The sequence below is a fragment of the Aeromonas sp. s11 genome (assembly GCF_040907945.1).
Classification (GTDB): Bacteria; Pseudomonadota; Gammaproteobacteria; order Enterobacterales; family Aeromonadaceae; genus Aeromonas; species Aeromonas veronii.
This window is the reverse complement of record NZ_JBFOCU010000041.1, coordinates 72,377-95,513: the sequence shown is the minus strand read 5'-3', so window position 1 is coordinate 95,513 and position 23,137 is coordinate 72,377. Positions and strand designations below refer to the sequence as shown.

At 55.6% G+C, this 23,137-nt stretch carries 16 protein-coding genes and 2 tRNA genes; 15 read left to right on the top strand and 3 right to left on the bottom strand.

Annotation, left to right across the window (positions count from 1 at the left end; all coding sequences use genetic code 11):
• Positions 1 to 8 precede the first annotated feature (8 nt).
• Positions 9 to 1,171, bottom strand: a protein-coding gene (locus tag AB5Y84_RS12225) for an IS3 family transposase (RefSeq protein ID WP_368176341.1) whose coding sequence is annotated in 2 segments (ribosomal slippage) — positions 9 to 916 and positions 916 to 1,171 — 1,164 coding nt in all. Because the reading frame shifts where the segments join, the coding sequence is not laid out codon by codon here.
• A 455-nt stretch (positions 1,172 to 1,626) separates the two neighbouring features.
• Here AB5Y84_RS12225 and AB5Y84_RS12220 point away from each other — a divergent pair.
• The 9 genes from AB5Y84_RS12220 (at position 1,627) to AB5Y84_RS12180 (ending at position 10,853) form a co-directional block, all read left to right on the top strand.
• The gene (locus AB5Y84_RS12220; protein ID WP_368177030.1) at positions 1,627 to 2,859 is read left to right on the top strand and encodes a tyrosine-type recombinase/integrase; all 1,233 of its coding nucleotides are present in this window, start codon (positions 1,627 to 1,629) and stop codon (positions 2,857 to 2,859) included.
• A 222-nt stretch (positions 2,860 to 3,081) separates the two neighbouring features.
• Positions 3,082 to 3,963, top strand: coding sequence for a helix-turn-helix transcriptional regulator (locus AB5Y84_RS12215; RefSeq protein ID WP_368177029.1), 882 nt, complete (start codon positions 3,082 to 3,084; stop codon positions 3,961 to 3,963).
• Between the two features lie 93 nt (positions 3,964 to 4,056).
• Positions 4,057 to 4,701, top strand: a complete 645-nt coding sequence (locus tag AB5Y84_RS12210) for a TM2 domain-containing protein (RefSeq protein WP_368177028.1) — start codon at positions 4,057 to 4,059, stop codon at positions 4,699 to 4,701.
• On the top strand, positions 4,689 to 5,414 hold the full coding sequence (locus AB5Y84_RS12205; protein ID WP_368177027.1) for a hypothetical protein: 726 nt from the start codon (positions 4,689 to 4,691) through the stop codon (positions 5,412 to 5,414). Before AB5Y84_RS12210 ends, AB5Y84_RS12205 begins: the two co-directional genes overlap by 13 nt.
• Before the next feature lie 1,804 nt (positions 5,415 to 7,218).
• Positions 7,219 to 8,181, top strand: coding sequence for a hypothetical protein (locus tag AB5Y84_RS12200; RefSeq protein ID WP_368177026.1), 963 nt, complete (start codon positions 7,219 to 7,221; stop codon positions 8,179 to 8,181).
• A gap of 136 nt (positions 8,182 to 8,317) precedes the next feature.
• Entirely contained in the window at positions 8,318 to 9,904 is a 1,587-nt protein-coding gene (locus tag AB5Y84_RS12195; RefSeq protein WP_368177025.1) for a hypothetical protein, read from the top strand.
• Positions 9,897 to 10,307: a hypothetical protein gene (locus AB5Y84_RS12190; RefSeq protein ID WP_368177024.1), complete on the top strand. Its 411-nt coding sequence runs from the start codon at positions 9,897 to 9,899 to the stop codon at positions 10,305 to 10,307. The genes AB5Y84_RS12195 and AB5Y84_RS12190 overlap by 8 nt, the downstream gene beginning before the upstream one ends.
• Before the next feature lie 393 nt (positions 10,308 to 10,700).
• Positions 10,701 to 10,775, top strand: a tRNA-Gly gene (locus AB5Y84_RS12185).
• Positions 10,776 to 10,777: 2 nt separating this feature from the next.
• Positions 10,778 to 10,853: transfer RNA gene (locus AB5Y84_RS12180), tRNA-Asn, on the top strand.
• Between the two features lie 44 nt (positions 10,854 to 10,897).
• Here the strand turns inward: AB5Y84_RS12180 and AB5Y84_RS12175 are convergent.
• Positions 10,898 to 11,971, bottom strand: coding sequence for an HNH endonuclease (locus AB5Y84_RS12175; protein ID WP_368177023.1), 1,074 nt, complete (start codon positions 11,969 to 11,971; stop codon positions 10,898 to 10,900).
• Positions 11,955 to 12,581 carry a class I SAM-dependent methyltransferase gene (locus tag AB5Y84_RS12170; RefSeq protein WP_368177022.1) on the bottom strand — a complete coding sequence of 209 codons (627 nt, stop codon included), beginning with the start codon at positions 12,579 to 12,581 and terminating at the stop codon, positions 11,955 to 11,957. The genes AB5Y84_RS12175 and AB5Y84_RS12170 overlap by 17 nt, the downstream gene beginning before the upstream one ends.
• A 260-nt stretch (positions 12,582 to 12,841) precedes the next feature.
• On the opposite strand from AB5Y84_RS12170, the gene AB5Y84_RS12165 reads away from it, so the two are divergent.
• The 6 genes from AB5Y84_RS12165 to AB5Y84_RS12140 all read left to right on the top strand — a co-directional run bounded on the left by AB5Y84_RS12165 (position 12,842) and on the right by AB5Y84_RS12140 (position 23,127).
• Complete coding sequence (locus AB5Y84_RS12165; RefSeq protein WP_368177021.1) at positions 12,842 to 13,933, top strand: hypothetical protein; 1,092 nt, start codon at positions 12,842 to 12,844, stop codon at positions 13,931 to 13,933.
• Positions 13,881 to 18,059, top strand: coding sequence for a RecQ family ATP-dependent DNA helicase (locus AB5Y84_RS12160; RefSeq protein ID WP_368177020.1), 4,179 nt, complete (start codon positions 13,881 to 13,883; stop codon positions 18,057 to 18,059). The genes AB5Y84_RS12165 and AB5Y84_RS12160 overlap by 53 nt, the downstream gene beginning before the upstream one ends.
• A 170-nt stretch (positions 18,060 to 18,229) precedes the next feature.
• The gene (locus AB5Y84_RS12155; protein WP_368177019.1) at positions 18,230 to 18,715 is read left to right on the top strand and encodes a YqhA family protein; all 486 of its coding nucleotides are present in this window, start codon (positions 18,230 to 18,232) and stop codon (positions 18,713 to 18,715) included.
• A gap of 128 nt (positions 18,716 to 18,843) precedes the next feature.
• The gene (locus tag AB5Y84_RS12150) at positions 18,844 to 19,293 is read left to right on the top strand and encodes a hypothetical protein (protein ID WP_368177018.1); all 450 of its coding nucleotides are present in this window, start codon (positions 18,844 to 18,846) and stop codon (positions 19,291 to 19,293) included.
• A gap of 4 nt (positions 19,294 to 19,297) precedes the next feature.
• Positions 19,298 to 22,288: a YncE family protein gene (locus AB5Y84_RS12145; RefSeq protein ID WP_368177017.1), complete on the top strand. Its 2,991-nt coding sequence runs from the start codon at positions 19,298 to 19,300 to the stop codon at positions 22,286 to 22,288.
• Entirely contained in the window at positions 22,288 to 23,127 is an 840-nt protein-coding gene (locus AB5Y84_RS12140) for an FTR1 family protein (RefSeq protein WP_257725015.1), read from the top strand. The genes AB5Y84_RS12145 and AB5Y84_RS12140 overlap by 1 nt, the downstream gene beginning before the upstream one ends.
• Positions 23,128 to 23,137: the final 10 nt, after the last annotated feature.

The window sequence follows — 23,137 nt, the reverse complement described above, 5'->3', positions numbered from 1 at the left end:
TGTAGTGGTCAACTAAATCCGGACACTTGGTTAGGCCGTTCTTCGGCTTTTGCTGGCGGTATCCCGTCATTGTGTTGATGTGGACGCCGCCAGTTGTAGTAATCCATCAGGTAATAACTGATATCCCGCTTTGCTTCCCGCAAGCTCATATATCCCATAGCCGGGAGCCACTCTGACTTCAGGCTTCTGAACAACCGTTCCATCGGGGCGTTATCCCAGCAGTTGCCACGCCGACTCATGCTCTGGGTCATGCGATAGCGCCACACTCGTTGCCGAAATGCCCTACTGCCATATTGGCTGCCCTGGTCAGAGTGAAATAGCACACCAGATGGGCAACCCCGCTGCTGATAGGCCATCTCCAGGGCTTTGATTGCCAATTCTGCATCAGGTTTATCAGACATCGCCCAGCCCACGACCCGCCGAGTGTGCAGGTCAAGCACCGCTGCCAGGTAATGCCAGCAACCACCGGCCCAGACGTAGGTGATATCGCCACACCACACCTGATTGGGTTGCTGGACATCAAATTCGCGGGCCAGCAGATTGGGTATGTCCGGTCGTTCAGACTGTGCCACCTGATAGCGATGAGCGCCCGGTTGCTTGGATACCAGACCGGCTTCCTTCATCAGGTTACGTACTTTGAATCGGCCAATCTGATACCCCAACTCTCGCATCATCGACATCAAGGCGCGGCTGCCTGCAGAGCTCCTGCTCTCTTTGAACAACCGGCGCAACTCACAGCGCTGTTGCATACGTTCACGGTTAATCGTCCGCCTGCGAGCCAGATAATCGTAAAAACAGGAGGTGGGAACATCGAAGGCGCAGCAGACCAAAGTGATGGGGGCTTGCTCCCTTAATCGGTCTATCAGCGCGTATGTGTGAACTCGTCCGCCATCAAGAGAGCAGTAGCCTTTTTTAGAATGTCCTTTTCACGTTCGAGCCGGTTGATACGGGCTTCCAGCTCCTGAATTTTCTGCTGCTCTGGAGTCAGTGCTTTGCTGATTGGGGTTGTGCCAGTTCGTTCGGATTGCAGCTGCAGAACCCAGCGACGGAGCACTGTTTCACCGACATCCAGTGAACGGCTGGCTTCAGGGACAGAATATCCTTGGTCGAGCACCAGGGATGCGGCTTCGAGTTTGAATTCGGCAGTAAATGAGCGACGTAATCTTGTCATTGAACACCTCAGGTCATGGTGGCGACTGTACCACCTAAAATGGTGTCCGGGATGATTAGACCACTACAATGAATGGTTTGACGTCTGGCAGCAGAGCTTTTGCTGCTATGCCCAGATGGGCGTATTCACCCTGACGGTGACACCAGACTGATCCAGTTCAGGCAAAAAACTGAAAAAGTCGCGTCGGTGGCGACGGAGCGTCGGGAACCGTTTAGGTCAATTCGTCAGCTCGTCGCCACCGACAGCAAATCTCTACGCCTGGCGAATTTCCCCGCCCAGAAGACCGGATATCGACCAGAAGTTGGCCAAGCCCTGTTCCACCTCTGGCCAGAGACCAGCATTAGGCTCACCCAATCCCCAATCTCACCCCAGCAGCACAAGGAATTGACATCCCTGTGCTGTTTTTCTTGGGCAGACCAGCCCTACCCCACTCATCAAATGACAGGAGACAGACGATGGCAAATGCTCCCTCCCGATTTCGCTTCACTCAAAAAGCCATTGAGGCGCTACCACCGAATCCACCCCATGCCAGATCAACTGAAGCCGAATACAGTGACACCCAGATCCCAGGCTTTAAATGTCTGGTAGGCAAAGGTGAAGGTTCCAAAAAATTCCTGCTTCGCTATCTCTGGCAAGGACGTAAACGGGCTATATCCATAGGCCGCTTCCCCGATGTTGACCTGAACACAGCCAGAGAGATCGCCACAGACTATAAACGTCTGCTTTCGCAAGGCATCGACCCCAAGCAACAGAAGGAAGATAAGCGGCAGGAACTCACCCTGACCGAGTTGTTTGAGCAGCATTACTTCCCCTATGCCATGCACCACAAACGATCATGGCGGGATGATGCACAACGCTTTCGTGACCACCTAAAGCCAGCCTTGGGATCACGGTTACTGTCAGAGATAAAGCTTGAGCAAGGCCAGGCTCTACAGACCAACTTGCTGGGCAAGGTAAAGCCCGCCACCAACAACCGGATCACCACTTTGCTTAAAGCGATCCTGACGTGGAGCGTTCGAATGGGTTATCTGGAGCAACACCCAATGAGACATCTCAAGAGCCTGACCGAGAACAACCAACGCACCCGCTATCTGGACAAAGGGGAGATCAGACGGCTGTTTATGGCTACGGATATCGATGAAAACCGTTATGCAGGTCAGTACGTCAAACTGCTGTTGCTGACGGGGCTGCGTAAGGACGAGTTGAGGCTGGCCAAGTGGGAACACCTCGATCAATCCCAGCTGACCCTCTTCATCCCCCACACCAAGAATGGGAAAAGTCGGATCCTCCACCTCAACCATATGGCTATGCAGATCCTCAAGGAGACCCACCCCATTGAAGGGAATCCCTATCTGTTTCCAGGACAGAAACAGGGCCAGCCGCTGAACAACGTTACCAGACCATTTAACCGGATGCTCAAGCGGGCGAGGATTGAGGGGCCAGTCTGTATCCATACCTGTCGCCACTCCGTTGCAGCCTTGATCGTCTCAAGTGGTGGAACCTTGTATGACGTGCAAGCCCAGTTAGGTCATGCCAGCAGCCAGACCAGCCAACGCTATGCCCACCTGCACGCCAGCAGGCTGAGACACACCAGCACTCAAGTGGCCAACTGTGTGGAACAGGCGTTGATACCTAGCAACACGGTCCACTCAACCCTACCCCAACTCAGCCCAAATGGAGGAATTTAGGGGAAAAATGCCGACGGTCGTGACGAGCTGACGGACAAACTCGACGCCTCGACGCGATCGTCGGCATTCCATCAACTTTTCCGTATTTTCAGATACCAAAGTCCCTGCAGCTATACCAACTCTGCTTACCCAAACACTCACCTGTCGTGAAGATCCAAGTCGACACGCCCTGTCGGGCACCTCCGTGACACTTGGATACCTTTGACTACGATGCTCCCCTGGATGGCAGAACACGACACCCTAGCCCAACGCCTCGGCGTGATCCTGACCAAGCTCAACAACGGGCAGCGGTTGGTGATCTCCGAGTTGGCCCACGAGTTCAATGTCTCGGCTCGCACGATCCAGCGAGACCTGAACGTCAGACTGGCTTATCTACCGCTGGATCGTGACGGACAAACCTATTGGCTTGACCCCAGCTATCTGGGGAGAACCACCACACCCGCCATTTTGAGACTGTGCGAGCAACTCGGGGCCAAAGCACTGTTCCCGGATGATCACGATACCCTGATCAAGCACTGGCTCAACCCAGCATCAACACCTGTATTCGTCCTCTCGGGCTTTCAACTCGATGAAGACGACAGTCATCACCAATGGCTAAAGCCACTGGCCAAGGCAATCAGCCAACAGCTCAACGTCATGCTGTCATGGGTGGGCGAGCCCGTAGAGCAAGAGATTGTGCCATACCGCTTGGTCAATAAGCGGGGCCGCTGGTACTTGGCAGGGGTAACGGCGGATACGCCATTTATCGAACCCTTATCGAGTATCGCCAACCTCCAGCAGATAGAAACGCCAGCAACGATCAGCGAGTCACAGCAGCAACGTCTTCAACACCTCATCGAGCAAGAGGCCATCCCCACTCACGAAGTGGTGATCAAGGCAGCCGCGCCTATCGCCCACGAATTCAAGCTCAGGAACATCCTTCCCGAGCAGGCACTGATCCGAGAGCTAGAGGACGGCAGCATCTTGCTGGCAAGCAGGGTTTTCGATGGGGCCCAGTTGCTACCCGTGATCAAAACGTACCTGCCGCACCTTGAGGTGATCAGCCCTGCGGGGATCCAAGCGTTGGTCAAACGTGACCTCAAGACCCTGCTTAACCGGATGTAAGCCACATTTTCACACCACTTATTTCAATCCCCGACACCACCTGTCGGGGCAAATCACCACTATCTGTAGTTCAACCAACAAGGAGCAAAAAACATGGGATCTCCCACGATAACCAAGCTATCTGATCTCGTTCTACGCAGTCATGCCGACTATGAAGCTGTCTTCGAACACGTAGCCGCTCACCTGCAAGCAGAGGGTGGCACTATCAAGATTGCTGACAGAGCCAAGGGTGCGCTGGAAGCATCCTGGAAGTACGGTATCAATCCATTCGGGTTGCGCGTGACAGTCCATTTCACCTCACCAGAAGAAGGGATTGTTGAGCTATCGCTGACAGGCTCCTTCGTTGATGCAATCGACACATGGGGCACCGCCAAGAAGAAGGCCAAGGCGATCGCTGAAGTGCTCCCCTTGCCTATCGATGCAGCCGCATGGCCTATCCGTGAGCAGGCGTCGGTTCCTGCGTCAACTCAACCAGCACCAGCGGGAGGCACAGTTCACCATAGAGGTAAGCGAAAGGTCTTGATGGCCCTGCTGGTCTTCTTTGGTGGTGGAATCGGCCTGCACAAGTTCTATGCCGGTAACTGGGGCTGGGGTCTGATCTATCTGGCCGCTTGCACCACTGGGATCCCGGTTCTGCTCTCTCTGGTCGAGTTCATCAAGGTGCTTTGCCTATCCCAAGAAGAATTCGACAAGCGTTACAACTATCAGGCTGTGAGGGCATTTCAATGGGTATGGTAAGGGTAAAGAAGCTCGTTCTGGCTGCCAGTGTTTCACTGCTGATGGCACCAGCGGCTCAAGCCGGATTGCTCAGTAAATGGGACGAACTGACCGTGAAAGGCGGAGAACTGGAAAGCTGTCCAGGCGTGACCTTGGAGCAGCAGGCCGATAGCTTCTTTAAGGATCCCGAGTGGTCGGCAGGCAAAGCCGCTGATGGCCGCAAACTGGTCAACGTGAGTGGTACGTTCACATATGGAGATAGACCTGTCCGTGGCCTGCTCCAGATGTGGATCCAAGGTGAAGAGTTCAGCGTGGAAGCCTTGGAGATAAATGGCCAGCCGCAACCGGATGTCATGATTGATGCCCTGCTGGACAAGATGTGTGAGGCAGCACGGAGCCAGCACACCAAAGAGGTGAAGGGGAAAACCCAAACCCGCACTGATCTACCATTTGTGGGCAAGCGGCGTTTCAACTTTTCGGGCGGTAGCGGTACAGCTGAGTTCATCACGATCCAGAGCAACGGACATACTGTTGTGGAAAGTTGCGGCTCGGAATGCAGCATTGATTTTGAAGGGCCATTCACTAACCCGCTCAAGACGCAGTACGGGGTCTATCGAGTCGAGGCCAAGCGGATTTTCGAACTCGATGAGAAGGGCCAGGGCAAGACCTGCCAGAAGGAGCTGGGAGACCCAAGAGATACAAAGTGCGGTGTAGAACTGTATATCGCTCAGTAAGAAGATCAGGCGGGAGCAATCCCGCCTTACTTTTTTCTGAGGGCATAGGGCTTCAGTTACGTGGGATGCGCGGGGCCAATGCGCATGAAACAGCGTCTCTAGCAGGGGGTAACGACCAGAGGCCCGCCGCACCGCCAGACGATGACAAGGGTTAGACAGAAAATATGGGCTCTGTAGGCCAAACATATTTATAACAAGCAGCCCGGAGGGAGTGTCCCCCCACTCTAGCCAACAAGACAAGCTCGACTCAGAGACGCCGAGGAAAAACCAAGTAAGAGACCAAGACAGCCAGGCCACCAGAGAAGCCAGCGGACAACGCTCATAGAGAAGGCTGGATAGGAGAAGTTTCCTTTTTTCCATCTGCTCCACATTTTTCAAGCTGAAGCCGGATCATGGGGCTGAGCCCCAGATGAGGGCGGGTGGGGCTCACCCTCATCCCCAACAGACATAACACACCACCCCACGGCCCCATGCCCCGCATGGACTCCCGAAATTCACATCGGCGCGTTTTCGGATTTTCGCGCAGTTTAACCGCCATTTTCAGCACCGTTTGTAGCCCTTTCGCATCTCGGGTGGGCCAAGGAAATCATCAGCAGAGGGATGGCGAGTTGAACTCATTGTTTGCGTTTTCACAACGGCGGACAGGCGCCTTTATCTATACCAACGGGCCTACCGACGCCGTTATTGGAGTAATGACGCTGGGAGGCAAATCTAGTACTAACGCGACGGCGCAGATTCGGGGGATACGCGCAAGGTGAAAACTCGGGAAAGCCAAGCATATCAAGGGATAGTAGAGCGGGGTAATAACGTCGTTGGGGATGGAGAGCGGATCACACGCCCATCGAAGCGCTCTCCATCCCCTGCCATGTTGCCCATGCGGTTATCTGGAGTGTTTGCTCGCCGATGGGACATCAGTTGATGCCACAGTGAGTGCCAAGATGGTTATCTGAGGTTTGAACATCCCGCTCGCGCAGCCTCCAAGATCCATGAGTCGCTCATGATAGGGACGGTGCGGTGGATCTGCACCATCCCCAACAGCATTACTACACCATGGCAGCAGTTCTTATCAGGCGCGGCTTCCCCAGTTTGAGGAGTGCGCGTGGGGTTGGAGTTTGCGCTGGAATTTTGCCCGTGAAGTGATACCTGGGTGATCCAGACCCCGTCCTTATTAGTTTCCTTTCATTATTCATGCAATGCGGTTGCCGACATTGAGGCCGAGTGCCAAATGTGGGGACTCTCAGGGTTGGGGGGGGACCTATATATAAGTAGGGGGGGCCTATCCCCTGATTGCCGCTCTTACCGGGCATTTTCATCCTTCAGTTTGTTAACTGTGGTCCAACGGCCCTGTTTCGTGTTGCTGAAGTTTTCCTGTGGGTTTACCGGCTAGAAACCTAACTCCCCGTGATTGCCAACAATATTATAAGGCGCTCTTCATGCACCCAAGCGCGGAACGCGATTTGCGCCTTACATCATCCCGGATGGGCGTATAGCGCCGTAGTCTGAAATTCAAACACGTTGGAGAGTCCATATGAGTAATGCGAAATACCACAAATTTGCCACTGGTGATGTCGTTCTGTTAGCCCTTATCGGTTCATGCACTCATTACCAAGATCATGGTGTGATGCTTTTGAATCCCAAAGGCGAAAAACTTGTTTGGTTGCCTGAACCTGACAATGAGGCAGCTAAGCGTATGCGAGATGAGGTAGTCGCGAAGCTACTCGCCTAGTAGCTGATCAGTATCACTGGGCCGTATCCCCGTTTAAGGGATACGGCCTTTTTTTTGCCCATAAATGGAGGACTCGTAATGGAACTCGAACCTGATTTGTCATTTTTAACTGGACCTTCCTTCGACTATCCAAGCGAGCGTGGGGAGCCCTTCCCCATGCTATCTGAGCTGGATATCAGTGAGCTAATAGCTCCGCCAGCACTTGATGATTTCTTCAATAAAACACCCCGTCGTCGCCTAGATATACCCCTAGAACCTTTGGGTTTCGCTGATGGTGAGGACCTTTGGATTGGTATTGATGCCGAATGGGTACTGGAGAATGGACGTAATGTACTGCTTTCTTACCAAGCCTTTGTGATCACCCATCTTGGGGAGACGCTTGGTAGAGTTTATTACCCTGATAGGGGCAAACGCCTCTCCTTTGAAAAGTTCATTGCGCGAGTGGTTGAGGATTGCCGTGCTGCTGGCTTGATCAAAAAGTGGCCTCGCACGGTAGTCGTTGTTGCTCACTTCCTGCGTGCCGACCTAAGTACGTTCAAAGACTTCTGGCACATGAAGACTCGCTTGGATGGTCAGGGTGGGAGCGTAGTCGGACAAATTATTACCGATAGCGGTTATGGCATCGACGAAACTGCTGAACGTAAGCGCCGTGCGCCGCTAAAGCCCATCACTCTGCTCGATCGCAATCGTAAGTCCCAGAAATCGATCATCCAATTTGTTGACACATTGTTTCTATCACCTAACAAATCGCCGCTGTCAGCGCTGGGCGTAATGCTCGGTTTGTCCAAGGTAGAAATCCCTGATGGCTACAGTATTGAGCGCATGGATGAGCTGTTGGCGGGTAACAAAGAGGCGTTTGAACAGTATGCTCAGCGGGATGCTGAGATTGCTGTGAAATATGCCCAGAAAGTACGCGATTTTCTCAGTGGGCAGTTCGGTTTGCCGAAGCTTCCTAGGTCTTTGGGGGGCTGTCGGCGTTTCTGTATTTCGGCGACAACTCAAAGGCGCCAATATCGACTACATGACAGCCTTCGGGCTTGAGAACGCCAAGTTGGAGCGGTGGAATGCCGGTACAGGTAAAGTCACGACCAAGAGTGTGACACGGCCTTCTCCTGCTCGTGGTCTATATGAAGATCTTGCCATCCGTTGCTACCACGGGGGCAGGAATGAGTCATTCATGATGGGCCCTACCGATATAGGGGATTGGTATGACTGGGACTTGAAAGGTGCTTACACCACGGGGCTCTGTGACCTGTTAGTGCCTGACTACGCCAACATGTATACGAGCTCTGACCCGCAAGATTTTATCGGCCACGTCATGGGCTTTGCCTATGTCGAGTTCGCTTTCCCAACGGGCACTCGCTTCCCTTGTTTACCTGTTAGATCCGAGCAGTATGGGCTGCGCTTTCCTTTATCAGGATTTGCGTATGTCACAGCGCCAGAAATCGAATTGGCGCTATCCATGGGAGCTACCATCGCGATCAAGCACGGTGTCATTGTTCCTTGGGTTGCAGGGAGTCAGCCCTTGTTTGAGGATTTCACGCGGGTGATCCAGCAGTTACGACGGGAATATCTCAAAAAGAGCCTCGAAGAAATAATGATCAAAGAAATCGGTAACTCGCTCTACGGGAAGCTGGCCCAGGGGCTAAGCGATAAGACTGCGTTCGATACTGCTACCGGTAAGAATAATAAGATTGGGCCCTCGGCTGTGACCAATCCCTACATGGCGGCGCATACAACGGGCCTGATCCGGGCGGTGTGTGGCGAGTTGCTTCACCGGATTCCCCCCCATCGCACGGTGGTATCGCACACTACAGACGGATTCCTCACTGATGCCCCTTTGGAGGAGCTCGACCAGACTGGGCCTCTGTGTCGTCGTTATCAGGCGCTGTGTCAGCAGTTGCATGGTGATGAGAGTGGCGAACCCGTGCCGATGGTGGAACTGAAGCACCATGCTCGCCAGATTGTGTCTATCAAAACGCGGGGGCAGTGTACCGCAGTCATTGGTGATACTCCCCCTGTGCTAGCTAAAGCTGGCGTTAAGTGTGCGGGAACGACGGAGGAGCAGAACTCATGGATCCTGAGGCTCTACCTTGACCGTGAGCCGAGCCAGAAGATCGACGCCAGTCACCTGATCTCGCTTCGGGAGCAGTGGCTGACGGAAAGCGACCTGATCGAAATCAAGAAGCAGATCAGGCTGAGTTATGAGTTCGACCAGAAGCGGCAGCTGGTGAACCCACGGATGGTTGAGGTTGCCGGTGAAACGCATATTGCTTGCGATACGGTGCCTTGGGACGATGCTGGCATGGCGGATCATTGCCGTGCCCGTTTCGATGGATGGCGAGAGAACAACTGCCTCAAGACCATGGAGGACTGGGCCAGTTGGGAGGACTACTACGAATCTGCGCTGGCCCTGCAAGGTTCCACGATGCGGATCCGGGAGGATGGCTCGCTGGGTATCTTGACCCGGATCCTGACCCGCTCACTGGTGCAGAAAGCTTGGTTCGACCACTCGATGACTTACGGCGAGATTTCGGCGTTGATGACATCGGTGGGGTTGCCTGTCACGGTCGACACCTGCAAGAACAGCAAGCGGGCCGCGCTGCCGGAGAATGTCGTGCCTGTTACTGGCGAGGTGCTGCGGGTGCTGGCTCTACTGTTACATCACCTACCTAAATACCCTCTTGAGACTTTGTTTAAGCCCGAGCGGTTGGCTGAGGTTAAACGTCGTTTGGCTGAGTTGGAGAAGATGTCCCATGAGTGAACAGAAATTTGGTTCCAAAATCCTTACCGAAGTTCAGACGCTCTATGCTGTCATGAAGGGCCACAAAACTACATACGGTTCTGGCGAACTGCCCAGCTTTATTTCACTACATGTACCAAGCTTGGTACGTACACCTTGCTTCCGATCTAACCTGTGGGCGTTGGTTGAGGAGAATACGAGTTGGGGGCGACGAATCTTTATCCTCCGGGTCTTTGAGTTAATCCGTCGAGAATTTGGTGTTGAAGTGCCGAGTGACCCCGATTATGTGCCGAAAGCGGCTAAAGCCGATGCTATGGCCGAAGCTGTTGAGGCCCAAATCGCCCTAGTTGAGATGTATGAGGATGATTTGCGGCTGGAGAGGGCGCGGATGGAAGCCGAACATCGACCGTGGGATGATGACTAACCAATGTAATATGACAACGCCGCCGTTCATCATGGCGGCGTTTTTATTTAATAGCGAGACGCACTCTCCCCCATTCGACCTGCTAAGGCTGCTCTTGGCGTGTTCCCTAAAGCTCATTGGATCAACAATATCTATCTCTTGGAGCAACAATTCTCCGGACGATATCCGGTCAGACAGGATGACAGATGGCTACAAAATCTCGACGGACGCGACGGCTCGGCGGTTATCCCAATCCGTTGATAAATGAATGAAGTCCAGTAGGAAGGTGCAGAAATGGCAAGCTTAGCTCAATTTTTAGACGAAAGAAGTAAAAACTTACTTCTGCATGTCTTTCTGATTGACTTTTATTAGATAGATTACTATTATGCGCCCCGTCTTAACGAGACAGGCAATTCCTCCTTAGTTCAGTCGGTAGAACGGCGAACATCCAATCCGTAGATAACGGGTTAAAGTCCTTGGGAGGAGCCAATTCCCTCGTAGTTCAGTCGGTAGAACGGCGGACTGTTAATCCGTATGTCACAGGTTCAAGTCCTGTCGAGGGAGCCAAATTCTAAAGCCCAGCCTTTTGGCTGGGCTTTTTCGTATCTGCCTCAGAAGAGTCTAGAGAAGCCTGGATTACTCATCCCCACACTGGGGGCTGTCACGTCCACAAACAGGTCAATACCACGCCACAACCGAGCATGCTCACGGAGTGCTTGCTGATAGGCCCAAGTGGCGATGGCAGTAGAACGCTCGGCATCGACGCTGACCAGAGGGGCCAGCTCGTCCGTGAGGTACGCCCCATGGGTCAGGATATTCTGCTCGTACCAGGTATCCCTGTGCTCGGGAGCGGCAAGAAAATCCCGTTTGCTCCGATTACAGTTGGCGTGTGCCAGTACGAAGTTGTGACCCAAATCGATTGGATAACGACGCCAGGGGATGAAATGGTCTACCTCACCACTCCCGTGTATCGCCTTGTTACAGTAAAAACAGGTTCCCCCCTGCAAGTCCCTCAATACCTCTCCTACTCGCCCCAGCGCCTGACGGCTTGAACCAAATAGAAAATTCTCCAACCCCACACTGGGGCCAATCAGTGGCTGATTACCCTTGATGTCGCAGATAAGCTGTAACCAATGCTGTCGGGAGAGGGAGACCACCAGATCGTAAAAGCGGTGGAGACAGTAGAGAATGCCGGGGTTAAGGCAGATATGATCCGCACCCCTTTGGTGCGGATAGAGGTGGCACTCCTCTCGCCCACCCAGGATCTGCAGACGCCACAAGGGTCCCTCAACAAGGATGCGCCGAACTCGGGCAAGAAGAGGCCGCCAGGCGTCGTGACGACGCAGTGCAGTTACCGAGCGGATCCCATCTTCACGCAGCCGGGACAACTCCGTCAGCATGATGGCCTGACGACCGCTGCTCTGTTTGAGCAAGGTGGCCGTTTCTCCCGTCGCCGAGTAGGGCAGACTGTGCTGCCAATAGAGCTCCACAAACTTGGTGGCCAGTTCGTCCAGCGTAATAGTGCGCGCCGCCATCAGCTCATGGGTCTCAGTACTGCGCTCAATCGCGATATCTGCAATCCCGTGAAGCAAGGCGCACTTGTAAGTGGCCACAAAATCGCCTTCGGTAAAGATGCGTTGCAGATAGGCAATAAAAGCGAGTTGTTGCTCAGGGGAGGCGTGCATGTTCGCCCCCAAGGATAAGACTCTGCCAACTCAAGCCGCTACGCGCCAAGGCATCCCCCTGTGGTTCTGACACATGGAGAAGTGTCATCCCCCCCTCCAATGCAAGCCGCTCCACTTCATCGACAGCTACCGGATACATGGCTCGCTCCCGCATCTCCTGCTCCGAAATAACCAGGCGCAGACTCAGTACCAGATAACCATCTGGTGAGAGCAGCTCATGAAGACGTGCAAGAGCCAAGGGACGAGACTTCGGGGGTAGATGCATCCAGACAGCACTGAGCAAAATCAGATCAAAAGTACCGGTCACGCGAGAGAGAGCCGGCATAGCATCATTGACCCACGCCACCGCAGCCTCACAGGTATGACATTGCCCCTGCGCAGCAAGTGCCTGACATGGCTCGACAGCGACCACCATGTTGCCCTGATGGAGCTCGGCTAAAAACGCGGCATCACGACCACTGCCGGCCCCCACATCGAGTAACCTGCGCGGTGCAGCAAGGAGCCAAGGCTCCAGCAGTGTGAGCCAGTCGCCGTGCACGGCGCGCGCAGATACCTGTTGGTAACGAGTCGCCAATTCGGTGGCATGGCACTGGTAGTAGTCGAGGGACACAATGCGTTCCGAACGGAGGGGGAGGTAAAATAATCTCACAAGATCAGTTAGTTGGCCATGGTCAGAACGACACTTTCCCAACATGAACGATTAATCTGGCTGCGGCATTTACAAAACCGGGAGTCCGCCAAAAGAACCGCTGCCAGAGGGCTCTGAATGATGCCATCATTCAACATTTCGGGTAATATTCGGCCAACTCACTGATATCTTGGCACTTATTATCGCCATGAGAGGTCAACGCCAGATGGAGATGGCTATTAATGAACTCGACTGATGTCGTGCCCCTGTTTGGGGATGACAAGATTCTTTCCTTTGACCTTGAACTGACCCGGGACGAAAAACTCCGTCATCTGGGGGCGCTCCTGGCTGGTCGTGAACTCAATCTCAAGGGCCCGCAGGATCTCGCACTCAAGGAGCTAAATGCGCTGGCACAAGGGGCGGATGTGATCCTTGGTCACAATATTCTCGATTTTGATCTCCCCTGGTTGGCCAAACAGGCTATACGCCCTCAGTTACTTCTCGAAAAGCCGGTAATAGATACCCTCTATCTATCTCCCCTTGCCTTTCCCAAAAACCCCTATCACCGCTTGGTCAAGGATTACAAACTGGTTCGGGATACCCTCAATGATCCGGTCGCGGATGCAAGGCTCGCATTGCAGATTTTCTCGGAACAGCTGATAGCACTACAAGCCTTACCCCTGTCCCAATTGCAGCTTTATCAATATCTGTTCGACCAGGGAGTCATGGCGCAATTTAACACTCAGGGTCTGTCACTGGTGTTTGCCAGACTGACAGGCCACCCGCCAGTGCGGGTCTCGGAGCTACCCACTCTCATCAAGAGCATTGCCCATGAGAAAGCGTGCCCCAATCAGCTCAACCGAGTGATTGGTGATGCCCTGCGTCAACCCATGCAGCTGTTACCATTGGCTTATGCCTGCGCCTGGTTGCCCGTGTCCGGCGGGAACTCCGTGTTGCCTCCCTGGATTTGGCGCCGCTTCCCCCAGACCGCAGAGATCATTCACACAGTTCGTGAACGTCACTGCGGTCATGCTGACTGCAGCTATTGTCAGGAGAACCACGACGCACGCCGCCATCTGCAGCGAATCTTCGAGCTCGACAACTTCCGCAACCTGCCTGATGGGACACCATTGCAGAAGACCTTGATCGAGGAGGCCATGGCTGGCGTCGCACTGCTCGGCATACTCCCTACCAGCGGCGGCAAGTCGCTCTGCTACCAGCTCCCGGCACTGGTGCGCAACCAGCGCAGTGGTGCGCAACCAGCGCAGTGGTGCGCTAACTGTGGTGATCTCCCCTCTGCAGGCACTGATGAAGGATCAGGTGGACAACCTTAAACACAAGGCCGGTATTGAAGGGGTTGCCGCTATCTCGGGGCTGCTGACGCTACCAGAGCGAGGCGCGATTCTTGAACAGATCCGCATGGGGGATATCGCCTTGCTCTATATCTCCCCCGAGCAGTTGCGCAACCGCACAGTCAAACAAGCAATACGACAACGTCAAATCGGTGGCTGGGTATTTGACGAAGCGCACTGCCTGTCGAAATGGGGACATGATTTTCGCCCTGACTATCTCTACTGCGCCAAGGCTATCGCCACCATTGCCAAGGAACAGCAGGTCCCCATGCCTCCAGTCTTCTGCTATACCGCGACCGCCAAACCGGATGTGATTGAGGATATTTGCGCCCAGTTTCTCGACAAACAGCCCCGACCTCTTCTCAGACTGGAAGGAGGGGTTGAACGTACCAACCTCGAATATGCCGTTGTTGAGTGCCCCGGTCTCAATAAACAGGGCCATATCCTTAACCTGCTCGAGCAGTTCTTCGGTGAGGAAAAGCCCGGTTCCTGCGTTATCTACTGCGCAACCAAGCGCAGCGTGGACGAGCTGGCCGATTTCCTCGGTCAGCAACAATCCCTCCCTGTCTCACGCTTTTACGCCCGCATGGACAGTGCCCAGAAGAAAACCACCCTCGAACAATTTATCAATGGCGAGATCCGGGTCATCTGCGCGACCAATGCCTTCGGGATGGGGATCGACAAGGATGATGTGCGTTTGGTGATCCATGCCGATATCCCCGGCTCCCTCGAAAACTATCTACAGGAAGCGGGACGAGCTGGCCGCGATACAGCACAAGCCCACTGCGCATTGCTGTTTGATGAACAAGATATCGAGAAACAGTTTCAGCTCGAGGCCATGAGTGAAGTCAGCCTGCGCGATATCAAACAGATTCTGCGCGGAATAAGGCTCAGGGCCAGCAAAGGAGGCAAGCAGGATAACAACTCGCCACTGGTCGCCACCAGTGCAGAGCTCATCAACCAGCCAGAGGTAGAAACCAGCTTCGCTGCCGATGACAGCAATGCGGATACCAAAGTCAAGACAGCTATTGCCTGGCTCGAACGAGCGGGCTATCTGGAACGTAGTGACAACATCACTCAGGTATTTCAGGGTCGTCCCCTGTTTGCCTCCACCGAGGAGGCGATGAAAAGGGTAGAGAGTCTGAAACTGGCCCCCAAGGCCAAAGCCATATGGCAAGCGGTTATCCAGGCGCTGATGAGTGCTGCCGACGATGATGGCCTCAGTGCCGATACCATCGCCGAAGAGGCAGGCCAATACATGGCAGACAAGGGAAGTGGTGTTCAGGCCAGCGAAGTGATGCGGGTACTCACCCAGATGGCGGATGTCGGTCTTCTCTCTCAGGGGATGTTACTGACTACCTGGCTTCGCCCCAAAGGAAGAGACAATGCCCGGGTGCTCTGCGGGCAAGTACACAGCATTGAAAAGGCGATGCTGGACACCTTGCGTGAAAAAGAACCCGAACCTGATACAGGGCAAGGGCTGATCTTTAACATTCGACTGGTCAATCAGGCCATCAAAGATCTGGGGCATGAGCGGTGTAACCCTGGCTTGCTGCGCAATTTGCTGACCAGCTGGGCCCAGGATGGTCGCTCGGGGGGTGATAAAGGCTCCATTGATGTCAAATATCTCTCTCGGGATCTTTACCAACTCACCTTCAACCGAACCTGGTCCCAGATTGAGCAGACAATTGATCAACGCCATCGCGTCACTGGCGCCACCCTCGATTTTCTCTACACCCTGTTGGCAAGCAGCGAAGAGAGTGTCCAGCGCCAGGTGATGCTGTCATTTGCCCTGGAGCAACTGGTCAAATACCTGCGAGAAGACATGGATGTGGCTCAGCTCATGAACAAGCGGGAGGCAAGCAGCCAGCAGGAGTGGTTGCTCAAAGGGGCAGAGCGGGCACTGCTCTACCTGCATGAGCAACACGCCATCGTGCTGCAAAATGGCCTTGCCGTGTTCCGAAGCGCTATGACCCTCACGCTGACCGCTGAGCGGCAGCAACAATACAACAAGGCAGACTATCAGCCACTTGAGCATCACTATCGCCAGAAGGTGATTCAGATCCATGTGATGAATGAATACGCCCGCATCAGCCTGGAGCACTTCAAGAAAGCCAAAAAGCTGGTGACAGACTACTTCTCCATGGAAGCTGACAAGTTCCTCGGTCACTACTTCAAAGGGCGCAACAAGATCCTGGAGCTGGCGACCAGCGAACACTCCTGGAAGCGCATCGTCGAAGATCTTCACAACCGTTCCCAGGAACAGATCGTCCAGGCACCGCCCGAGCAAAACTTGCTGGTACTGGCAGGGCCGGGGTCAGGCAAGAGCAAGGTGATTATCCACCGCTGCGCCTATCTGATGCGGGTCAAGCAGATCTCCCCATCGCGGATCATGTTGCTCTGTTACAACCATAATGCGGCGATGTCCCTGCGCCGACGCCTGACCGAGTTGCTGGGGCGTGACGGAGCACGGGTCTCGGTATTCACCTTTCACGGTCTCGCAATGAGTCTGACAGGCAATGCGGTGCAAAATCGGACATCCGACGATATCGACTTTACCACCATCATTGATGACGCAATCAAGCTGCTCCGGGGAGAGCAGAACCAGCTCGGTCTCGAATTGGAAGAGCAGCGGGAAAAACTGCTCGGTGGGCTGCAATTTCTGCTCGTCGACGAGTATCAGGACATTGATGAACAACAGTACCAGCTTATCGCGGCACTGGTGGGCAAAAGCGAAGAGGATGAGGAGGCCCGACTGCATCTGATGGCCGTGGGTGATGATGACCAATCGATCTACGCCTTTCGCGACGCGAACGTCAGCTTTATCCGTCGCTTCGAGCAAGACTACAACGCCCAGACTCACTTCCTGACCTGGAACTATCGTTCCACCGCCCACATCATCGAGACCTCCAACCGCCTGATTGAGCACAATCAGGATCGCATGAAGCGTACACATCCCATCGAGATCGACGACAGGCGCAAGATGGAAGTGGCTGGGGGGCACTGGGAGGGGATGGAGACAGCACAGGGTCGCGTCATCATCCAGCAGTGCCAGGATGCAGCCCAACAGGCAGCCGAGGTCGTGAGACATATCGCGCTTATCCGTGAGAAGACTCCCACTTGCCCGCTGGAATCTATCGCCGTGCTGGCCCGTAATGGGCTAGATAAGGAGGAACTGGCCTGGGTTCGCTCGGCGCTGGCAGATGCCGATATTCCCTGTCGTTTTACTCTGGATAAAGAGAACGGTTTTCCTGTACATCGCTGCCGTGAAATCTTGCGCTATCAGAATTGGCTACAACAGCAAGGTCATGCCCTGCTGACAGCAGAGCAACTTGCAGCCCCTCTCCCTCCACTCTCACTGGCCAACCGTTGGGAGGAGCTACTGCACGATCTGATTGCTCAGTGGCAAGCCAGCCAGGGAGAGCATGCTCTTTCTGCCCACCACTTCCTGATGTTCCTCTACGAGTATTTGAGCGAGCAAAAGCGCCAGATCCGCTTCGGTAAAGGGGTATTGTTAAGTACGGTACATGGGGTTAAGGGGGAGGAGTATCGCCATGTGATACTTCTCGACGGCGGCTGGCAACGCGCGGCGGAGCTATCGACCAGTAACCTGGAAGAAGAGCGGCGCCTCTTCTATGTGGGGATGACACGTGCTATCGAAAGGCTGGTTCTCATGGCTCGCCACGATCAACGTAATCCCCATATTCCACTGATCGCCTCCCACTGCTACGTGCAGAGACCTAACGCAACCCGACCGGACAGACAACGTCGTTTTGCCATGATGGGTATGTCGCAACTGGTGTTGGGCTATGCAGGTCACAGTGATGAAGGCCAGACTATTCACAACGAACTGAGAGCGTTGAAAGTAGGCGATGCCGTACGCATTGCCCCCGACAAACAGGACAGGCTCCATGTCTATCACCGCAGTCACAAGATCGCTCGCCTCTCCCTACAGGGAGAAGAAACCTGGAAATTCGATGTGAATACAATCCGCGAAGCCAGAGTGATCGCCTTGGTAGAGCGGCGTAAAGAGCAGGAAAAGGATGAGTATCAACCCAAGATGCGCAGCGAACGTTGGGAGATCCCCATAATCGAGCTGGAGTTATGAACCAAACTGGTAGCCCCCATGCTACCGGGATAGACCTTCACGACTTGCAGCACCAGCTGTGCCGGTACTGCAGTAGGTGATAGTGAAAGCTTGGTGACTTGACGACACGTCGCTGCCAATAGCCTCTATTCAGGTCATAATCACCCAGCTTCCCTTACCTTGGAGTTTTTATGCGTCGATTCAATTTCATGCTCAATGGCAGCAGATTGATGATGTTCCCCTTCTACATTGGCATTCTCATCTGCGTGATATTGCTGATGGTGAAGTTTGCCATGCAGCTCTATCAGCTTTCTGTAAACATTTTCGAGATCCCCTATCTGGATCTCATTACCGGCGTGCTGACCCTGGTGGACTTTATACTGGTGGCCCAGATGCTGATCCTGGTTGCTATCTGTGGCTATGTGCAATTTATCCAGACGGAAGAGCAGCGCGCCTCCCTTAGCAGCAACTGGCTTAGCAAGATCAACTTTGCCTCCCTCAAGCTCATCGTCATCAACTCGCTGGTGACTATTGCCGGAGTGGAGGTGCTCAAGGCATTTCTCGAAGATGGCATCATCAACGAAGTCGATATGAAGTGGTCCGTGGTGGTGTTTCTCGCCTTCTCGCTGGCCGCGCTCATCTATGCGGTGACCGAGCGGATGGCGGAGCATAAATAGTCGAGCCTGATCACTGTGATTGTTCAGCCTTGATTCACCAGCAATACAATTGATAACACTTTTCATTACTCTTACTGCGTTATAAACTTGCTCCCCCCGGGCTGCCCCGCCCGGGTGCTGGAGCCTTTATGACAAGCCTTTCTCTCTCACCCCGACAATTCTGGCAGTGGCTGGCCTACCACCATCAGGCCGCCGAGGGCACCCTCTATCTGATGTTCTTCTCCGGCCTGCTGCTGTGGGAGCCGCTGACCCCGCTCTGGTCGCTGGCGCGCTGGAATTTGTTTTTTCATGTGATGCTCTCGCTCACCCTGTTCCCGCTGCTGTTTGGCGCCTTCTGGCTCTCCCATCGCAGCTTGTTGAATCGCAGCAACAAACCCTTTTTGCGCACCACGGGGCGGATTATCGAAGCCCTGCTGCTGATCTGTCTGGCCAGCGGCCTGCTGCTGGTGCTGCACGGCACTCCGGGCGATGTCATGGGCAACCTCGCCAGCTGGGCCCACTGGCTGAGCGCGTTGGCGTTAACTCCTCTGGTGCTGCGCCACGCCTGGCGCTGGACCATCTTGAAATGGCGCACCTGATCCCATGTTGAAGTCATCGTTTTCTGCATATTTGTCACCCCTGCTGGCCCTCGCCCTGCTGCTGACCAGCCCCTTTGCCACTGCCCAGCAGATGGGTGCCGGGATGCTCGCCTATGAGGAGGGAAGCGCCCCGCGCCTCGTCACCGCCAACCTGAGCGCAGGCTCGGTCACCCTGCTTGAGCGCGATAGCGGCAAGCGCCTGAAAGAGGTGCCGCTGGGGGGCGATCTGCGCCAGCTGGCCCGCGCCGATGATGGCACTCTGCTGGTCACCGACTACAGCGGCGATCGCCTGCTGCTGCTGGATGATGATCTCGATCTGGAAAAGGCGATCCCCACCGGCCACCGCCCCTATGGGGTCATCTTCGATGCCAAGCGGCAGTGGTTCTGGGTCACGCTGTTCGAATCCGCTCGCCTGCAGGCCTACGACAGCGCGGGCAACCTCAAGCTGGATGCAGAAACCGCCGAGACACCCCGTGGGCTGGCCCTGACCGACGACGATCGCCTGCTGCTGACCCACGCCATGACAAGCCAGCTCGCCATCTATGATCTCGCCAAGCTTGGCCACGGCGCCAAGGGAGCTTCGCTTCCCAAGCCCAAGCTCATTACCCTGGCCGAGACCCACAGCGACACACCGAGCGACTCGCAGGGCCTGCCGCGCCTGCTCGATGGCATCGCCCTCTCCCCCGATGGCAGCGAGGCCTGGTTGCCTCATGTGCTGTGGAGCTTCAGCCACCCCTTCCAGTTTCAGAGCACCGTCTTCCCGGCCGTATCCATCATCGATCTCGATGAGGAGAAAGAGCGGGTCGATGAAAGAAAACAGCTCTTTTTACAGATCAACCTGCCAAGCGTCGGCAACCGCAGCCAGATTGTCTCCAACCCGTTTGCAGCCCGATTTGCCGCCGATGGCAAGCGGGTCTATCTGACCCTGGCGGGCTCGGAAGATCTGCTGGTGTTTGACCTCTCCCGCAGCGGCAAGTCCAACAACAACCGCCACCGCCGCAAGAAGTTTCAGGGGGGCGCCAAGGCGACCCAGCTCTTGCGTCACCTGCCGGGCCAGAATCCGCGGGATCTGCTGATCGACGGTGACCATATTCTGGTGCACAACGCCATGGGACAGGATCTCACCCGCCTCAATAGTGGCGGCAGCGGCCCGTTTGCCCGGGTCACCGTCGATGTGCCCCACTTCGCCAAGCTGGTAGAGACGGATCCGCGTCCCGAGCCGCTTCAGCGCGGCGAGCGGCTGTTCAACCTAGGTAACACAGCGTCCAACTCACGCTTCCCCATGGCGGGGGACAACTGGATGAGCTGCAACTCCTGCCATCTGGACGGGTTCAACTTCACCAACCGCTATCTGATGGCGGCCCATCGCCAGAAGAGCGGCGACAACGCCATCAACGGCCACGCCAACCTCACCAACATGGTGGCGGGGGATTTTGTCGGCGAATACCTGCGCATGACCCAGCAGACTCAGGGCGGCATGGGCCATGACACCCGCGATGGGGCCGAGGCAGTTGACCCCGCCAAGCCCCAGCCGGAAGTGAAAGCGATGATGGAAGATCTGCACGCCTTCGTCACCGCCGATGGCAACCTCCCCTATCTTGCCAACTGGCTGCGACTCGATGCCCCGCGCACGGATCCCGCCAAGGCGCCGACTACCCACCCGAAGGAGTGGCTCAACTCCGCCTCCTGCCAGAACTGCCACCAACAGGCCTTCAAAGATTGGAGCGAGAGCAACCACCGGCTGATGGGCAACTCCCACCCCTACTACAAGGTGGTGCAGGCGTTGGCCCGCGAAACCGAAGGGGAAGCGTTCGGTCAGTGGTGCCAAGGCTGCCACATGCCCCAGCAGGTGATGACCGGCCAGCTGGATCTGCCCAAGGGCTCCCACATGTTCGAGCAGGGCGGCGCCTCGCTGATTGCCGCCCACAAGGCGGGCGAACCTGTGGTGGAGGAAGGGACCGGCTGCGTGCTCTGTCATCGCATCACCAAAGTGGAAGATGCGGGCGGCAACAGCGCCTTTACCGTGAATTTGAAAGACCGCGAGAGCTATGTGTTCGAGGATGCCCCGGGCGGCAGCCTCCAGCACTGGCTGGCCGAGCGGCAGATCAACGCCCGCCCGGCGGCCCACAAAGCCTCCTATCAGAAGGATTTCTACCGCGATGCGGCCCTGTGCAAGTCGTGCCACAACGAGTTTGCTCCGGGCACTGGCGCCAATATCGTCAATACCTGGGACGAGTGGGAAAAGTCCAGCTTCGCCAAGGCCGAGGATCCTGCCAAACGGCGCACCTGTATCGACTGCCATATGAACCCGGAGCCGGGCAATGGCGGTGCGCCGGTGGCGGGCCAGTCCACCGAAAACGGCACCATGAAGGCGCGGCTCTATCGCCACAACTTTACCGGCGCCCAGCACCAGCTGGTGGGGCTGCGCAATCCAGAACTCGAGCAGGAGAGCCTGGCGCTCTTGCGCTCCAGCGCTACCCTCTCCGCCCGTATCGAACAGGCTGCCGATAGTCAGCAGCTGGTGGTGCGGGTCGCCAATACCGGCGCAGGCCATGCCCTGCCCACCGGGGTGGCCGATTTTCGTGAACTCTGGCTGGAGCTGACCGTCACCGACACCAGCGGCAAGCTGGTGCTTGCCAGCGGCCAGCCGGTGGATGGCGCTGTCCCTGAGAATGCTCGGTTGTTCAGAAAAGTGTTCGGTGATGCCGAGGGCAAGCCGGTGGGGCTCAAGTTCTGGCGCTACGCCAAGCTCTTGGAAGATACCCGCATTCCGGCCGATGGCTGGCGCGATGAAGCCTGGCCGCTACCTGCAGATGCCCAAGGGCCCTTCAAGGCCGATATCAAACTCAATTTCCGCACCTACCCCAAGTGGGTCAATGATGCGGTGCGCACCGCCGAGCCGAGCTTGCCGGAGCCACCCATAGTGCAGCTAAATCGGTTGCAACTTACCCTGCAGCCTCTCCCCGTCACGCCCGCTACGGAGCCTCAATCCTGATGTTTGCAAGTTTTCTGATTACCCTGCGCGAGGGGCTGGAAGCCTTCCTGCTGGTCGGCATCTGCCTCTCCTACCTCGCCAAGCTGGGGGCGAGCCGCTACAACAAGTTCATCTATCTGGGGGTGGGGCTTGGCCTTATCGCCTCACTTGTCGTCGCCTTCCTGTTCCAGGTGGTGGTGAGCCAGTTCGAGAGCGAGCGCTACAACCACCTGTTGATGGCAGGGATCCTGATGTTTGCCACTCTGGTGCTCACCTATATGGCGATCTGGATGCAAAAACAGGCCAAATCCCAGGTAGGGGCCATGACGGCGCGCATAGATGCAGCCATCGATGGCGGCAACCTGTTTGGTCTGGTGCTGCTCGCCTTCCTTGCTGTGATGCGCGAAGGGTTTGAAACCGTGCTCTTCTTCTCCGCCCTGCTCTATTCGGGCCAAGGGGTCGATCTGCAATCCGGCCTGATGGGCGCGCTGGCGGGGTTGCTGGTCTCCATCGCGCTGGTGTGGGGGCTGCTGCGTTCCACCCGCAAGGTGGCGCTGGCGCCTTTCTTCCGCTGGACCGGCCTGCTTATCATCATCATCGCCGCAGGCTTGCTCTCGTCTGCCGTCAACATGTTGCAGGCGGCTGAGATCATCACCTTCTGGACCACGCCGGTGTTCGACATCAGCCACATTCTCGACGATCAGGGGGTATTTGGTACCTTCCTGCGTGCCCTGTTTGGCTACAATGCCTCACCCGCTGGCTTGCAGCTGCTGACCTGGGCCCTCTATCTGGCGATCTTCGTGACCCTCTGGCAGCGCAGCTATCGTCCGCAGGTGAGTGCCGCGACTGGCAAAGGCTGAACCCGCACGC

Coding starts and splice junctions, on each gene's coding strand:
- AB5Y84_RS12220 (WP_368177030.1), top strand. CDS start 1,627: ATGGCAAATGCTCCCTCCCGATTTCGCTTCACTCAAAAAGCCATTGAG.
- AB5Y84_RS12215 (WP_368177029.1), top strand. CDS start 3,082: ATGGCAGAACACGACACCCTAGCCCAACGCCTCGGCGTGATCCTGACC.
- AB5Y84_RS12210 (WP_368177028.1), top strand. CDS start 4,057: ATGGGATCTCCCACGATAACCAAGCTATCTGATCTCGTTCTACGCAGT.
- AB5Y84_RS12205 (WP_368177027.1), top strand. CDS start 4,689: ATGGGTATGGTAAGGGTAAAGAAGCTCGTTCTGGCTGCCAGTGTTTCA.
- AB5Y84_RS12200 (WP_368177026.1), top strand. CDS start 7,219: ATGGAACTCGAACCTGATTTGTCATTTTTAACTGGACCTTCCTTCGAC.
- AB5Y84_RS12195 (WP_368177025.1), top strand. CDS start 8,318: ATGATGGGCCCTACCGATATAGGGGATTGGTATGACTGGGACTTGAAA.
- AB5Y84_RS12190 (WP_368177024.1), top strand. CDS start 9,897: ATGAGTGAACAGAAATTTGGTTCCAAAATCCTTACCGAAGTTCAGACG.
- AB5Y84_RS12175 (WP_368177023.1), bottom strand. CDS start 11,971: ATGCACGCCTCCCCTGAGCAACAACTCGCTTTTATTGCCTATCTGCAA.
- AB5Y84_RS12165 (WP_368177021.1), top strand. CDS start 12,842: ATGAACTCGACTGATGTCGTGCCCCTGTTTGGGGATGACAAGATTCTT.
- AB5Y84_RS12155 (WP_368177019.1), top strand. CDS start 18,230: ATGCGTCGATTCAATTTCATGCTCAATGGCAGCAGATTGATGATGTTC.
- AB5Y84_RS12150 (WP_368177018.1), top strand. CDS start 18,844: ATGACAAGCCTTTCTCTCTCACCCCGACAATTCTGGCAGTGGCTGGCC.
- AB5Y84_RS12145 (WP_368177017.1), top strand. CDS start 19,298: ATGTTGAAGTCATCGTTTTCTGCATATTTGTCACCCCTGCTGGCCCTC.
- AB5Y84_RS12140 (WP_257725015.1), top strand. CDS start 22,288: ATGTTTGCAAGTTTTCTGATTACCCTGCGCGAGGGGCTGGAAGCCTTC.